Source organism: Anaerobacillus sp. 63XJN7_4_ISO-PGPR-S23-413 (genome assembly GCF_056173725.1).
Genome location: NZ_CM149688.1, coordinates 1,291,429 through 1,305,982 on the forward strand (window position 1 = coordinate 1,291,429; position 14,554 = coordinate 1,305,982).

17 protein-coding genes are annotated in these 14,554 nt (G+C 40.4%); 13 read left to right on the plus strand and 4 right to left on the minus strand.

Annotation, left to right across the window (positions count from 1 at the left end):
- Positions 1–51: 51 nt before the first annotated feature.
- From AC0VYO_RS07080 to AC0VYO_RS07090, 3 genes are all read right to left on the minus strand, one after another.
- Positions 52–357 carry a DUF3243 domain-containing protein gene (locus tag AC0VYO_RS07080; protein WP_226612230.1) on the minus strand — a complete coding sequence of 102 codons (306 nt, stop codon included), beginning with the start codon at positions 355–357 and terminating at the stop codon, positions 52–54.
- A 381-nt stretch (positions 358–738) separates the two neighbouring features.
- A complete protein-coding gene (locus AC0VYO_RS07085) occupies positions 739–945 on the minus strand; it encodes a helix-turn-helix domain-containing protein (RefSeq protein WP_194220932.1) in 207 nt (68 codons plus the stop codon).
- A 21-nt stretch (positions 946–966) separates the two neighbouring features.
- Positions 967–1,539, minus strand: coding sequence for a hypothetical protein (locus AC0VYO_RS07090; protein WP_475367014.1), 573 nt, complete (start codon positions 1,537–1,539; stop codon positions 967–969).
- A 209-nt stretch (positions 1,540–1,748) separates the two neighbouring features.
- Between AC0VYO_RS07090 and AC0VYO_RS07095 the strand changes: the two genes are divergently transcribed.
- The 9 genes from AC0VYO_RS07095 (at position 1,749) to AC0VYO_RS07135 (ending at position 11,732) form a co-directional block, all read left to right on the plus strand.
- Positions 1,749–2,939, plus strand: a complete 1,191-nt coding sequence (locus AC0VYO_RS07095; RefSeq protein ID WP_475367015.1) for a DUF418 domain-containing protein — start codon at positions 1,749–1,751, stop codon at positions 2,937–2,939.
- Between the two features lie 12 nt (positions 2,940–2,951).
- Positions 2,952–3,449, plus strand: coding sequence for a PH domain-containing protein (locus tag AC0VYO_RS07100; RefSeq protein ID WP_475367016.1), 498 nt, complete (start codon positions 2,952–2,954; stop codon positions 3,447–3,449).
- Entirely contained in the window at positions 3,446–4,942 is a 1,497-nt protein-coding gene (locus AC0VYO_RS07105) for a PH domain-containing protein (RefSeq protein ID WP_475368751.1), read from the plus strand. Before AC0VYO_RS07100 ends, AC0VYO_RS07105 begins: the two co-directional genes overlap by 4 nt.
- A gap of 215 nt (positions 4,943–5,157) precedes the next feature.
- Complete coding sequence (locus AC0VYO_RS07110) at positions 5,158–6,075, plus strand: aldo/keto reductase (RefSeq protein ID WP_475368752.1); 918 nt, start codon at positions 5,158–5,160, stop codon at positions 6,073–6,075.
- Positions 6,076–6,170: 95 nt separating this feature from the next.
- The gene (locus AC0VYO_RS07115; RefSeq protein ID WP_475367019.1) at positions 6,171–6,638 is read left to right on the plus strand and encodes a DUF2691 family protein; all 468 of its coding nucleotides are present in this window, start codon (positions 6,171–6,173) and stop codon (positions 6,636–6,638) included.
- 249 nt (positions 6,639–6,887) lie between these two features.
- Positions 6,888–8,243: an arsenic transporter gene (locus AC0VYO_RS07120; protein WP_475367020.1), complete on the plus strand. Its 1,356-nt coding sequence runs from the start codon at positions 6,888–6,890 to the stop codon at positions 8,241–8,243.
- Between the two features lie 25 nt (positions 8,244–8,268).
- Positions 8,269–8,931, plus strand: a complete 663-nt coding sequence (locus AC0VYO_RS07125; protein WP_475367021.1) for a DUF2642 domain-containing protein — start codon at positions 8,269–8,271, stop codon at positions 8,929–8,931.
- Positions 8,932–9,140: 209 nt separating this feature from the next.
- Entirely contained in the window at positions 9,141–10,649 is a 1,509-nt protein-coding gene (locus tag AC0VYO_RS07130; RefSeq protein WP_475368753.1) for a M1 family metallopeptidase, read from the plus strand.
- Positions 10,650–10,790: 141 nt separating this feature from the next.
- The gene (locus tag AC0VYO_RS07135) at positions 10,791–11,732 is read left to right on the plus strand and encodes an ornithine cyclodeaminase family protein (protein ID WP_475368754.1); all 942 of its coding nucleotides are present in this window, start codon (positions 10,791–10,793) and stop codon (positions 11,730–11,732) included.
- A gap of 49 nt (positions 11,733–11,781) precedes the next feature.
- Here AC0VYO_RS07135 and AC0VYO_RS07140 read toward each other — a convergent pair whose 3' ends face one another.
- Positions 11,782–12,123, minus strand: a complete 342-nt coding sequence (locus tag AC0VYO_RS07140; RefSeq protein WP_475368755.1) for a DUF192 domain-containing protein — start codon at positions 12,121–12,123, stop codon at positions 11,782–11,784.
- Between the two features lie 417 nt (positions 12,124–12,540).
- Here AC0VYO_RS07140 and AC0VYO_RS07145 point away from each other — a divergent pair, with 417 nt between their 5' ends.
- Genes AC0VYO_RS07145 through AC0VYO_RS07160 form a run of 4 tightly spaced genes read left to right on the plus strand, consistent with a single transcriptional unit; the run spans position 12,541 to position 14,530 of the window.
- Positions 12,541–12,702: a Flp family type IVb pilin gene (locus AC0VYO_RS07145; protein ID WP_194220944.1), complete on the plus strand. Its 162-nt coding sequence runs from the start codon at positions 12,541–12,543 to the stop codon at positions 12,700–12,702.
- Positions 12,703–12,762: 60 nt separating this feature from the next.
- Positions 12,763–13,263: an A24 family peptidase gene (locus tag AC0VYO_RS07150; RefSeq protein WP_475367024.1), complete on the plus strand. Its 501-nt coding sequence runs from the start codon at positions 12,763–12,765 to the stop codon at positions 13,261–13,263.
- The gene (locus tag AC0VYO_RS07155) at positions 13,260–13,634 is read left to right on the plus strand and encodes a TadE/TadG family type IV pilus assembly protein (protein WP_194220946.1); all 375 of its coding nucleotides are present in this window, start codon (positions 13,260–13,262) and stop codon (positions 13,632–13,634) included. The genes AC0VYO_RS07150 and AC0VYO_RS07155 overlap by 4 nt, the downstream gene beginning before the upstream one ends.
- Complete coding sequence (locus AC0VYO_RS07160; RefSeq protein ID WP_475367025.1) at positions 13,634–14,530, plus strand: pilus assembly protein TadG-related protein; 897 nt, start codon at positions 13,634–13,636, stop codon at positions 14,528–14,530. Before AC0VYO_RS07155 ends, AC0VYO_RS07160 begins: the two co-directional genes overlap by 1 nt.
- The last annotated feature ends 24 nt before the right edge of the window (positions 14,531–14,554 follow it).

Consider the following 14,554-nt stretch of genomic DNA (forward strand, 5'->3'; position numbering starts at 1 on the left):
AAACGCCGCCATCCTCTAAGTAAGGGTGGCGGCGTTTTGCAATTTAGTCATTTAGTTCGTTTGATCTGCTAGCTTAACGAGAACGTGTGCCATATGCTTACGTTCTTCTTCGTTTGCTACGTTCCAAAGCTCGTTGAGTACTTTTTGTTCACGGTTACGCGGATCTTCATGCTTGGCAAGATAATCTCCAACGCGCTTAGCACCTTTTGAGAGTCCTTCTTCGCCAAGACCGAGCTTCTCACCTTTGTTTACTTGATCTCCAAGATAGTCTTTAAACGATTGGAAGTTCTGCATGATGTCTTCTTTCTTATCCTCACTCATGTTAGCTACTGCTTGTTTTGGATCTTTCTCTGCCATTTTCATTCATCTCCTTTTTGTTAAGTACATAGGGTATGTAACCGGAATTGAGAGGTAATAAACTCATTAAATGGCTTGTGAGCACATTGGATGTGCTGACATGTTTTTAGTGCATATCCAGAGAACTGTCAAGCTGAAGGTTGAAAGAAAAAGGCTATGTAAATGAACGTTGTTGATTTTTGGCTCATTTACGCTCTGTGATGACCAATCACTTCGAGCAAATTCATTTGCTCAGGCGATTGGTCATCACAGAGCGACCTTTCAGCAGAGCTGAAAGGCGAGTGAGATAAAGACTTCACTCGAATGAGCCAAAAATCGAGAATCCACAGCATAAGCGAACAAAGCTAAGAAAAAAGAAGAGTGGTATTCACTCTTCATTCATCATTCATCGTCTATATATTCCAGTAAATCTCCAGGTTGGCAATCCAGAGCCTGACATAGCGCATCTAAAGTCGTAAACCGAATGGCTTTTCCCTTTTCATTTTTTAGAACCGACAAATTCGCTGGTGTAATCCCAACAAGTTCAGACAATCGGTTCAGCGACATTTTCCGCTCTGCCATCATGACATCTAGTTTTATTCGAATCATCGTAAATCGCCTGCTTTATTGTTAGATTGTTTGTTTATTTTCTTCCACTGCGCTAACTGCAAATTTAAGAGCAGAAGCGATGAGAAGGAGAACGACGCCGCCTATGATGGTGTCGAGATAGGCACCAGTAGAAAGACTAATTTGAGCGTTGGTAATTTTCAGTAGATCGAGAACTTTTAAAGCTAACTGTTCTTCAGTATAAGTTGATAAGGTCCCCAAGAATAAGATTGTATATCCCAATTTTGATATAAGAGAGACATTCTCGTATAGAAAGAGATTTTCTTTGTAAATATTCATTAATAGTTTTTGAAGAAACCATAGAAATAGCAACAGTAAGCTACAAAAAGCGGTTGTTGAAACAAACGATAAAATTAAGAAAGAAGTATTGTTAAACAACTCTGGTTGCTTATTAAAGGAAAGATCAAAGTAAGTAAATATAGGTTCGTATAAACCGAATGATTTTTCAAAACTACTTCCAGAAAACCAAATTCTTGTTATATGTTCCGTTGTTGTAAAAATAGACAACAAAGCAATGATGTAAAACAAGATCAAACAAATCCTAGATAATAGTTTGAAACCGTATTTCCATTTCATAGTAAAACTCCTTTGTAAGTTATTCCAGTTATCCTATCTTGATCTTACTACAAAAACACTTCCATTTCGATAGTTTTTTATCGAAAAACAATAAAAATATATTGAAAATAGGTATTTTACCTGATATCTTTGATTTAGGGAATATAAGGAATATCATTTAAAACATGGAAGTGGAAGTATGTGAGTTTCTAATTTAGGAGGTAAACAATGTGACAAATGTAAAAAGAAATAGACTTGTGGATGCATTAAGAGGATGGAGTCTTTTCGGGATATTGTTAGCGAATCTGTTAATCTTTCAATATGGGATATTTGGAAAAGAGGAGATCTCGTTTTTTAATCTGTCATCAGTAGATTATGGTGGGTATGTTGCCCTTAAAGTCCTTGTAGAAAATTCATTTATGCCGATCTTTACATTTCTATTTGGGTATTCTTTGATATTGATGAGAGATCGTTTGAGGCAAAGAGAGCGACGAGTAAAATGGCATTTATTTCGGAGGTTTTTGGTTTTAATTGGTTTGGGTGTGCTACATAGTACTTTTCTATGGGAAGGCGATATTCTTTTTCTTTATGGAATGATGGGAATGCTGCTTCTTTTCTTTGTTAATCGAAAGCGGAAAACGATTCTTGTCTGGTGTGTAATACTATTCTCAATCGTAACGTTTGTTAGTTATTTAGGGGGCGGGGAGGAAGTGCCTCTAATGAGTGAAGCGAAGATGACTGCTTATATGAACGATATGGTGAACATTTATAGCAGTGGAAACTATCAAGAGATCAAGAATCATCGGCTCAACGTTGATCCAATGGAGTTAAGCGTAGGGGAAGAAATTGCGATGGTTTTCTTCGTTCCATTTCTCCTTCTTCCTATGATGCTCCTCGGAATGTATGCGGGACATGTTCGTTGGCTCGATTCAAGTAAGATGAAACGGTTTTGGTACGTGTCAGTTCTTTTTATTCCGCTTGGTCTGCTCTTAAAAGTCTCTTTTTATTTATCGAAGGAGATTAGCGGGGTTCCGGATATGAGTTTAATCGGAGGAAGTGTGCTTGCAATTGGATACATCGGTTTATTTGGGTACATATACAGCCGTTCTCAAGGAAGTGAATGGATGAGGGGATTTGAGAGCCTTGGGAAGCTATCTCTGTCCAATTACATCTTACAAACGATAATTTGCACAACGATTTTTTATGGCTATGGGATTGGTTTATTTGGAAAGATGGGCGTGGTGTTTTCAATATTATTCGGAATCATTCTATTTATCTTCCAAGTCATAGGAAGTACGTTTTACTTGAAACGCTTTAACCAGGGAACGCTCGAGAAAGTGATGCGTTTGTTTGTTTATTTGGAGAATCCTTTTCGAAGGAACCAAAAGCGTCCGATGAATGATGAAATCAAAGTAAGTTAGAGGAGTGTCAGTATGTCGACAGAAATTAGCAATCCAAACCGCCAATTAGCGAAGGAGGTTGTGCGCGTATGGACGATAAATGCAATCATTGGAAATAGTATTGGTATTCTCGTCTTGGGTATTCTTTTTTATCTTGATGATCGGTTCACCTGGTGGGGATGGGTAAGGTGGCTTTTAATGATCGCGTTGATTATTACGATAGTCATGACGATGTGGGATGTTTTTATTCATCCTAAGTTGAAATATAAGTACTGGCGATATGAAATAGATGAAGAGTACTTGAAGCTTAGACATGGGGCAAACAATGAAGAGCATCAGCTTGTGCCAATGAGCAAAATTCAAGCGGTTGCCACTAGTCAAGGTCCCCTATTAAGGAGATATCAGTTATATGCGCTATCGATTGAGACGATGGGTTCATCACATATGATTCCAGCGTTACCTAAAGAAGAAGCCTTTCAATTGCGGAATGAAATTGCCCGATACGCGAAGGTGAAGGAGGAGGGGGAATGAGAACTTTGCAAAGGTATTCCCCATGGCTACTCTTATTTGATACGTGGAAACTTGGAAAGAGCGCTATTTTCTTTCTAGTCTATTTCTTTCTGATCAAAGGTGGTTCAGATTCCTTTTTCTTTGAATACGGACGCCCCGCGGTCCTTATTCTACTTGGATTATCGCTCATTCGGATTGCGCTGAAATGGTTAACGAAAAAATATCGTCTTGATGACGCATTCCATCTTCACGAGGGGATCTTTACGAAATCAAAACGAACGATTCCGTTCTCGAAAATTGAAAACGTAAACGAGCACACGTCCTTCTTTCATCGCTTAACTGGGACCACCTCCTTGACCTTTGAAACGGGTATGAGGGGAGATGAGGCAGCGGTAGAATTTGATGTTGTTTCACGAAACCATGCTGAGGAGTTGAAACGGTATGTTTCACTCCAATCAGTAGAAGACTCTGAAGCAGGACCAATGATTGAAACAGTATCGGAAGGAAAGGAAGACAAACAGCAACCAGATCGGATTGTTCATTTTCGAGCTCAAAAAAAAGATTTGGTTAAAGCTTCGTTTACATCTTTAAGTTTTCTTTTCCTTATACCTGTTGTTGGAGGGTTTTATTCTAAACTTGACGATATTTTCGGTGTAGAAAAGGATGCGGAAGGTTTGATTGGCTTTCTTCTTCAGTCAGGTTGGGTGATCGGCATAATCGTCATCGCCGCTGTGATCATATCCATTGGCTTTGGGCTATCCCGTACGTTTTTAAGGTACGGTGGGTTTGAGATTTCATCAGATAACAAGCAGATCTACATTCAAAAAGGAGTTCTTGACGCTACGAAATTTTCTATTTCAAAACACCGTGTACAAGCGATTGAAATCAATCAAACATTTCTCAAGCGTTTGTTTGGACTTGCGGAGGTGAAGTTAACGAGCGTTGGTGAATCGCGAGCGGATGAGGAGAAGCTTGAAAGCAACTCACTCTATCCCTTTCTACCAGTTCAACAAGCATATGAGATGGTCGAAGAAATTTTACCAATGTATCAGGTAACTGAAAAAATGGATCGATTGCCGCCTTCTTCGCTCTGGATTCGCGAACTGCGACCAAGTTTTCTGTGGATGATTGGAACGGGATTATTGTGGTACTTTAAGCCTGATGTTCTGAATGTCCCCTGGTGGATTTTCTCAGTATTGCTTCTTATGATCGTCAGTCTTATGAGGTACTTTGATTATCGCAATACGAAATATACTTTAAACGCTTCATTCGCTCAATTCAAAACGGGAGGGTTGTCCACTTCTTTATTTGTATCAAAAAGAAGTAAAGTGATTGAAGTTAATGTAACACGAGGCTTTATTCAGAAAATAGCTGGACTTGCATCAGTTGGGATGATTAACCGATCAAAGCCTGTTCATCATTCGGGAATTGATGATGTGCCGCTTGAAATAGCCGGTTCTTTTTATAAATGGTATCTAGCTAGAAGAGATGAAATAGATTTGGTTAACAAATAGAGGGGAGAAACAATGGGTGGATTTCAGTAGTTATCTAGTTCCTATTGAGGTAAACGTTGATTCAAATTACTACTTCTTCAAAGTGGGAGAAAAATGGGTACATGGGTACAAAATATATTTATAACATTGAAAGCGCTATAACAAAAAGTCTAAATATTACCTTTTCCTTTACCTGAATGATAGGATAGCAGTATCAATTAAACGAGGTGATTGCTTTGAAAAAGATTAAACTAGGTACGAGTGATTTAGAAGTTGGCGAGATTTCACTAGGTTGTATGCGCATGAACGAACTTAGTGAGAAGGATGCAGCTTACGTGATTGAGAATGCGATGGATCATGGAGTGGATCTGTTTGATCATGCTGACATTTACGGTGGCGGGAAATCGGAGGAAGTATTCGCAAATGCGATCTCTGCAAACGATGATCTTCGTGAGAGAATGAAGATCCAAACGAAGTGCGGTATTCGTAAAGGCTTTTTTGATTTTTCGAAAGATCATATTCTTGAATCGGTTGATGGAAGCCTAAGTCGACTAAAGTCTGACTACGTTGATACGTTGCTTCTTCATCGCCCGGATGCCCTATTTGAGCCTGAGGAAGTAGCTGAGGCCTTCTCTCGTTTGAAAGAAAGCGGAAAGGTGCGTCACTTCGGCGTAAGTAATCAAAATCCGATGCAAATGGAACTGCTGAAAAAGTATTTGAAGGATGACTTAATCATCAATCAGCTTCAATTGAGTATCGTACATACGCCAATGATTGATGCTGGATTTAATGTGAACATGCAGAATGATCCAGCGGTCGTTCGCGACAGCAACATTCTCGAGTACTGTCGTTTGAACGATGTTACGATTCAAGCGTGGTCTCCATTCCAGCACGGCATGATTGAAGGGCCATTTGTCGGAAACGACGCATTTCCAGAAGTAAATGCAAAGCTTCAGGAACTTGCTGAGAAATACAATGTGACTGATTCAACGATTGCGATCGCATGGATTTTACGTCACCCTGCTAACATTCAGCCTGTTGTAGGCACGATGAATACAGAACGATTAAAAGATATTTCAAGAGCTTCTGATATGGAGCTTACGAGAGAAGAGTGGTATGAGCTTTATCGTGCAGCTGGAAATAAGCTTCCGTAAGATAAAATGATTGTTAGTTTTAGAGCGTAATTCTGATGAAAAGGAATTGCGCTTTTTTAGATTTTCTATGTTACTTAACAGAAAGAGGAGAGTTAATGATCAGGGGAATTACTTTTGAGGTGCCAAATAAACGGGGTTACACTCTGAGGGATATATTGGCCCCAATCGATGTGTCAGCTTTTAATTGGCTGATCGAGAATGAAGAGGCTTACTATGTAGTTGATGATGAGTTAGGTGAGCCGCTGTTTAATCATAGAATCTTGCATTTGGAAGGTCAGCTTCTTCAAAAGAAAATAGAAGAACAGATGTCCTATGTGATTTTTGCTGCTCTAAAAGCTTTTCCGAAAGGTTCGGTACCTAAGGAATTAGAGACGTATAACGATTTTAAGGAAAGCGATTGCGAGCTTGTTCTACTTATCGTTGATGGCACTTTTGTTACCGTATATTGTAAAGATAACGTACTAAGTGAAACGTTATTCTATCATGCTAAAAGAAAGGGATACCTGGACGTAGCCTATATAACTGATGAAAATGATGAGAGAACAGGACTTTCTGTATGGTAAGAACGAAAGCGTAGTACAAAATAACGATAAACAAGCTAGAATTCCTTTAGTAAAAGGCGTTCTGGCTTGTTTTTTATATGGAGTTTTATTTATGGACGAGTATCTCGACCGGACATTTGCCATGGAGAGCCAAAGGTACATTTTAGGGTTTTAGCTTCAAAAACCTATCCCTTTTGACGCGAAATGAATATAACTATACAAGGTGGGACATGCAAAAGCTTTTTACTAGATTAAGAAAGGCGGCTAGATATGTCATTAGGCATAGGAATACCCATATTTGTGTTCGTCGTAACAATGATGGTCATATTTTGGAGACCGGGTGGGATAAATGAAGCGTGGCCAGCCTCGATCGGAGCCCTCATCATCTTAGTAACTGGAACTGTGTCCCAGGGAGATATAGCAGATATCCTTAGTAAAATAAGTGGCGCATCCATTACGATTATGGCGACGATTGTCATGGCTGTTATATTAGAAAGCTTTGGTTTCTTTCACTGGGCAGCTGCAAGACTAGCTGTACTATCGAAGGGATCGGGCTATCGTTTATATTGGTACATTCAGTTACTCTGTTTCTTAATGACCCTTCTTTTCAATAACGATGGGAGCATCTTAATTACAACTCCAATCTTAATATTGCTACTGAAAAACCTTCGTTTAAAGCCACATCAAATGATTCCTTATTTGTTAAGTGGTGCACTCATCGCGACAGCTTCCAGTGCTCCGATCGGTGTGAGTAACATTGTTAATTTGATCGCTTTAGAAATTGTCCATATGACGCTTTATATGCATACGGCCATGATGTTTGTGCCTGCAACATTAGGATTGATCTTTATGTCATCATTTATGTTTTTCGTCCTGAAAAAGAAGCTTCCTAAAGAACTTCCGGGCGCGGCTTATGACATTGAAGAGATGTTCTTTTCGAAGCATTTTCATCCGTTAAAAGGGAAGATTTCCGTAGAAACGAAAAAGAAACGCACGCAGTTTATGATCAAGCTTCTCCTATTTGTTTTCATTATGCGCTGCCTTCTCTTTGTTGCTTCTTACTTCGCGATCCCAATTGCGTTCGTCGCGGTTCTTGGATCAGTCGTATTACTAGTGTGGAGGTGGTATGCACTCGGCACAAATCCGATTGACATTATTAAAAAGACCCCGTGGCACATCTTAATCTTTGCTTTCTCCATGTACGTGATTATCTACGGACTTCATAATGCAGGGTTTACCGCGCTACTTGTGGACATGTTAAATCCGATCGTTAATCAAGGATTGTTAGCAGCGAGTTTCATTATGGGAGGGTTGGTCTCCGTTCTTTCCAACCTTTTTAATAACCACCCGGCTCTTATGGTTGGAACAATTGCGTTAACGGAAATGGGGTTAGACCCGATCACATTAAAAACAATTTACCTAGCCAATATTATCGGAAGCGACATGGGGTCATTGCTATTGCCAATCGGAACGCTTGCATCCTTGATTTGGATGCATATTTTGAGACAGTATCATATCAAAGTGACGTGGAAAGATTACATGAGCGTATCTTTTATCGTCATCCCTCTAACGACTGTTTTTACACTGTTTCTACTATTCTATTGGGTGCAGCTGATATTTGGGTAAGAATCTTGGAGAGGAGCCTGTTTGAATGGATCGACTAGTTAATTTATTAGGAAAACATGTGGAAGTGAAAATTTCTGGAGGCACAACGTTTATCGGCATTCTAACCGATATTGGACCAGACATTCTCGTCCTTTTCAACGGGGAAAATTATCTCTACTTACCGCTGCTGCATGTTCACAAAATATATCGCTATACGAAATCAGATGTGATCGAAAGTCCAAGTACATCTTCGCTATCTGATGACATCGATTCGATTTCGTATCGGAAAATACTCATGAATGCGAAAGGGATTTTTACTGAAATTTATGCGACAGGAAACTTATCTTTCCATGGATATATTACGAACGTCTTGAGTAATTACATCTCATTTTATTCCCCAGTTTATAAAACAATGTATCTTCCATTAAGTCATATAAAGTGGATAACCCCATACAGTCAAAACAATACACCCTATACTCTTTCAAACGAAAAACTACCTGTTAATCCATCCAAAATCCCATTGCTTCGATCGTTTGAAGAACAGCTAAAGAAAGAAGAAGGGAAGCTCGTTGTGTTTGATGGTGGGAGTGACCCGAATAAAATTGGCTTATTAACAAAAGTAGAAAATAATTTCGTTGAGTTGGCTAATGCCAGTGGAGAGACTGTTTATTTAAGATTAAACCATATTAAATCTGTGCAATTGCCTTAAGGGGGTCAGGTTCGTACCTGGCCCCTTTTGTTCGTTTAGAAGACAAACTTCCTATGATGGATGGTCTAGTATGAGGGGAATGAATAGGAATTCCCCTTTATTACCTACGAAATAACTAGATAATTTTTCCATAAATGAGTCGTTCGTTTCAAGGTAACCACTCTATAAATCCAGAAATCCTTAAGTGAAATGACTAAGGAGGGATTTGTGTGAAGGGAAAGCGATTGATGAAGCAGCTTCTGCAGGGGGTTGCTGCAGGTAGTTTATTAATGGGGCTTGCGCTACCGGCAAGTGCAGCTGAGCCTGATACGAAGGAATTAATGCTTGATGGGAAGGGGGCTTACGTTCCTACTGATTCGCCTAGCGTTCAATTACCGAAGCAGCCGTTTCAGCTTCAAAAACCATCGAAGCAAGAAGGCGTACTTGGCCCAACAAAGCCTTCGTATGTGATGGATGTGGATTATAATGCCAGGACGCACAAAGTAAAAGGAACGCTTGAAGTAACGTTCAAAAACAACATCAAAAACAATTTAAGTGAGTTATACTTCAACCTATGGGGAAATGCGGAAACATTTGAAGAGAATGGCGGAAGTATGGATGTTTCCAAAATCAAAGTAAACGGTAAGAAAGCAACGTTTGAGGTAAACGAAACGGCACTACATATTCAAGACCTTTCGCTACCAAAAAATAAAAAATCAACCGTTACGATGAACTTCCAAGTGAGTTTACCAGAACAGCAGGATCGCTTTGGCTGGTATGGCGATACCGTTTCAATGGGGAACTGGTTCCCGATCTTAAGCGTTTACGATGATGAAGGCTGGAATGTCGATCCGTATTATCCGTACGGTGAAGCGTTCTATTCTCTCTCTGGAAAGTATGATGTCACCGTAACGACTGATAAGGAACAAGTTATCGCGGCAACAGGAGAAGAAGTTGGAAAGCCTGTTATTAAAGGAGATCAGGCGACGCATCGCTATAAGGCAAAGGATGTTCGCGACTTTGCGATGGAAATGAATCCGAATTATCGTGTCATTTCTTCGAAAGTAAATGGCATAAAAGTGAATGTCTATTATTCTAGTGAACACGCGAAGTATGCTGCGTCCCTACTCGAGTCTGGTGTTGATAGCCTCGCACTATTCAGTGAGAAATTCGGTAAATATCCGTGGCCAGAGCTTGATATCGTGACGATGGAAGGCTGGTTTGGTGGCATGGAGTACCCTCAGCTCGTGATGATTAGTCTTGCAGGAGATCGGCCGCTTGATTGGGCGAAGTCAGTGAATGCTCATGAAATTGGACATCAGTGGTTCTACGGAATTATCGGAAACAACGAATATGATGAGCCGTGGCTAGACGAATCATTCGCAAGCTTTGCGGCGGCACTTTATGATGGCGATCTAGATGAGCTAGATGTCGCTCCTCATCCGGATCAAGATTATCACCTATCCAGTCAGATCGCAGACTTCACTGCCCGTGCTGATGAAGGAGGGATCAGCGCTTATTATTATATGATCTATAACTATGGATCAAGTACGATCAACGACCTTCGTCAGGAGCTAGGAGATGAGACTTTCTATGACGCAATGCAGCGTTATTTTAAGCAACAGAAATTCGGCATTTCGACTACTAGAGACTTTATTTCTTCAATGGAAAAATCAACGGATCGGGATTTGATGCCGTTCTTCCGAGATCATCGGGTGTATTTATCCGATCAGGAATAAAGTAGATAAGGAAAACCCTCCCATCAACATGGGAGGGTTTTTGCTTTTAGCTGACTCAAGCTTTGTACTAGAATGAATCTGTACGCTTAAAAACTATTGTTGCTGATTGTGAGCTTAGTTTCATCAATAAAGGAGGAGCAAATGAACATCATTTCAGGGCAAGAAATCGAACAAAACCTATCTATGCAAGAAGTAATCGAATCAATTGAAACGTATTACTTAACAGAAGAAGATCAAAAGGAGAAGACACCAGAGCGAATGCATGTAGAAGATGGCGACAATACGTTTCTACTTATGCCCTCATTCTACGGGGACTACCAGGCTACAAAACTAGCGGGCGTTGCTCCTGACAATTGGAAGCATGGGAAAGAAACCATTCACGGAATGATGATCTTAAATGATCGCAAGACCCTTGCGCCATTGATGTATTGTGATTTTATGAAAATCACAGCTCTTCGCACAGGAGCATTAGGTGGGCTTGGAATGAAATACTTATCAAGACCAGACGCGACATCACTGGGCATCATTGGCCTCGGTACGCAAGGATGGAGTCATCTTCAAGCGGCCGTGGCGGTTCGACCGATTGAGAAGGTGTACGTGGCAAATCGAAGCAAAGAAAAAGTAGCGTCGTTTATAGAAAAAGCTAAAGAAGCGTATCCTCACTTAATGGTAGAAGAGGTTCAGATTGAAACGTTAGTCAAACAGTCAGACATTGTCGTCACAACGACAACATCAACGAAGCCTGTGCTACCTGATCTTGAAGCTTCAGAGTGGAATGGTAAATTGGTAGTGGCAGTTGGATCCTTTAAACCAGCGATGCAGGAGCTTCCGGATTCATTTCTCAGGTCTGCTGACGCTCTGTATGTTGATACGCGAAGAGGCTTTCATGAATCCGGCGATTTAATCCGTGCGCGGGAACTCGGCAGGCAGGAGTCTGTTTCTCTGGCGTTAGAAGAGATCATTCAACAGAATCATCGACCAGACAATCTGAATGAAAAAGGATTACTCTTTAAAACAGTGGGCATCGCGATTTTTGATTTGATCGTGACGAAGGCGCTTTATGAAAAGATGAATGCAAAGTGAAGATGAGAGCGACAGTGCCTGGAAGGGTACTGTCGCTTTTTAAATAGATTTAAAGTTTCAGAAATTCACCAGACTTAATCGCATGTTCTTCAATCGATCCCTTCGGTAATTCAAGAGTGGTCTTTGCCCCTTTAACCGGTGCTATAAAACCCCAGGGTTTAAGACTTTGAACAACCTTTACAACCTTGTTCTCTTCGTTTAAAAAGACAACATCGATCGAAAAGAACATAAAACACATGTGAATGGAATTGCAAGGCGTGATCAGAAGCGCCTCGTGTTGAAGAGGCGTTTTTCGAAACATGAGTCCTTTTAGTCTTTTTATAAAAGTATCAGCCTTCAGCACTCTCAGTGGAAGTGTTCGATATAGTGTACCTTTATTACTCTCCAACATGACTATTCTCCTAAATTATGACGTTATCTATACTATAATAGATGTCTATTTAATACTCAATAACGAATATATTACTATAAAAATTGTAAAAACAAGAAAAAATCTAAAAAAGGACTTTACAAATTCTCTATAACGAACTATTATGTAATTAAGGTTGTTCGATAAAAAGAACAAGTTAATAATTAATAGACACTATAGTGAACAAAATCTTACCTTAGATAATGTTCGCCGTTTTGAAAGGGGGAACCAGAGGATGAAAAGAGTCAGCTGCTTTCTTAGAGCAAGAGGAGGTTAACTGAAGTCACTTCGCGATCATCTATTGTAACTGGTTTCTACTACTAAACAGTTTCTTGAATGCAGGTATTTATGATTTCTTAAATATAACGACTAAAACAAAACTCTAAGGGGGAAATAAGAATGTTGAAGAAAATGGGACAATTCGTAAGAGAAGAAGAAGGACAAGGTATGGCGGAGTATGGATTGATTTTGGCTGGGGTAGCGGTTGTGGCTATTGTTGGGATTAAAGCGTTAGGTATTAAGATTGATGAAGTGATAGACACTGTAACTGGAAAGTTATAAGTAAAATCATGGCCCCACTTACCCAAGTGGGGCCAAATTTAAAAGCAAAGAGGGACTGCGATGCTATACAGTATCCTGGGCATTGTTTTACTCATTTCATTTATAACGGATGTGCGCAAACGACGCATTTTAAATATCGTTACATTCCCTGCAATGGGAATTGGTTTATTTTACTACACGTTAACTCTTGGTTGGAAAGGTTTTCTATTTAGTGGTGCTGGACTTCTTGTCGGATTCGCACTTCTTCTGATTCCATATTTGTTAGGGGGAATGGGGGCGGGAGATGTGAAGTTGCTTGCGGCGATTGGCGCCTTAACGGGCACTTCGTTTGTTCTTCACTCTTTTTTTTATACAGCATTAATTGGTGGAGTAATTGGTCTTATTTTAATTATGAAAAGAATGGAGTTTTGGAAGTTCATCAAATCTCCAACCTATACGCTATATTCTTTGATGAATCTGAAAGGTTATAAATTTAATAAAGAAAGCAATCTAACCTATCCTTACGGCGTAGCCATTACGTTCGGAACCTTGTGTGCTGCTTTTTTAGGAGGGATGACATGAGGTCTGAAAAAGGTCAATCAATGGTAGAGTTTGCGCTTGTCCTTCCAGTTCTTGTAATGCTTTTGTTTGGCATTATCGATTTTGGTCGTATTTTTCATACGTATCTTGCGATTGACCATGCAAGTAGAGAAGCGGCAAGGACGGCAAGCATCGGAGAGAACGATGCGACGATCGTCTCTACGGCAGTTTCGAGCGCCTCCAGTATACACCTCACTTCTGGTCAGGTAGCGGTTTCACCAGGTGGTGCGAAATCTTCAGGAAGTGATGTGACTGTTACGATCACCTATCCGGTTCGTTTTCTTACACCAGTTGTTTCAAGCGTAACCGGACCGATTACCTTATCCAGTTCAACTGTTATGAGGGTTGAGTGATGAAAAAGACTCGCTTCTTTTTCACGAATGAAAGAGGGAATGTGGCCGTTATGCTAGCGCTGAGTTTAACCGTTTTACTTGGCGTAACCGCTATGGTCATCGATGTTGGGCGACTATATCACGAGAAAAGAATTCTTCAAAACGCGATGGATGCAGCGGCACTTTCCGGGGCTCAAGGATTGTTAACGAGTGAGGTAAGTGCTGCTTCTATTGCAAAGGAACTTGCTAGTAAAAATACATTTCCAGTCGACGATGGTGATCTAACGATTACAAGTCAGTCGATCAAAGTATCAAAACAGTCGATTGTTCCGATGACGTTTGCACGTGTATTTGGGATCCAAGAAGCTTCAGTCAAAGCTTCAGCCAAAGCTGAGGTCGGTTTGTTGAAGTCTGCTAAGCGCGTTACACCTATTGCGATCGAACATACCGCTATTCCGAATGAGACAGAGTTAAAATGCGAAAATACTGGAAAGCATCACGGGAACTGTGGGTACCTTGATATCAACAGTAATGGGGCAAGCGGTTTAGCTGAGAATATCATCAACGGTGTAGAGCTTGAAGTTGGGACGAATGTCCAAACAGAACCCGGGCAAAAATGGGGGCCAGTCAAGAACGCGATTGAAACACTCATTAGTAAGGATGCTGGAAAAACAAAATGTCAGGCAGCGGCCACAGCAGATTATTCCTGTGCGCGTATCGTTATCATTCCGCTTATTGATTCATGGGATGGCGTGAATGGAAAGTCGACGGTTAAGGTTGTCGGATTAGCAGCTTACTGGATTGACCGATTAAATGAACCGAAGCGAATTGTTGGCAAATTTAAAAAGGTTGTTACTACTGGAGAAATAGGCGGCTCTGGGCCGGGTAATTTATATGGCGTGAAGCTGGTTGAATAGGTTGAAGAGAAGTGAGGGAGAAGG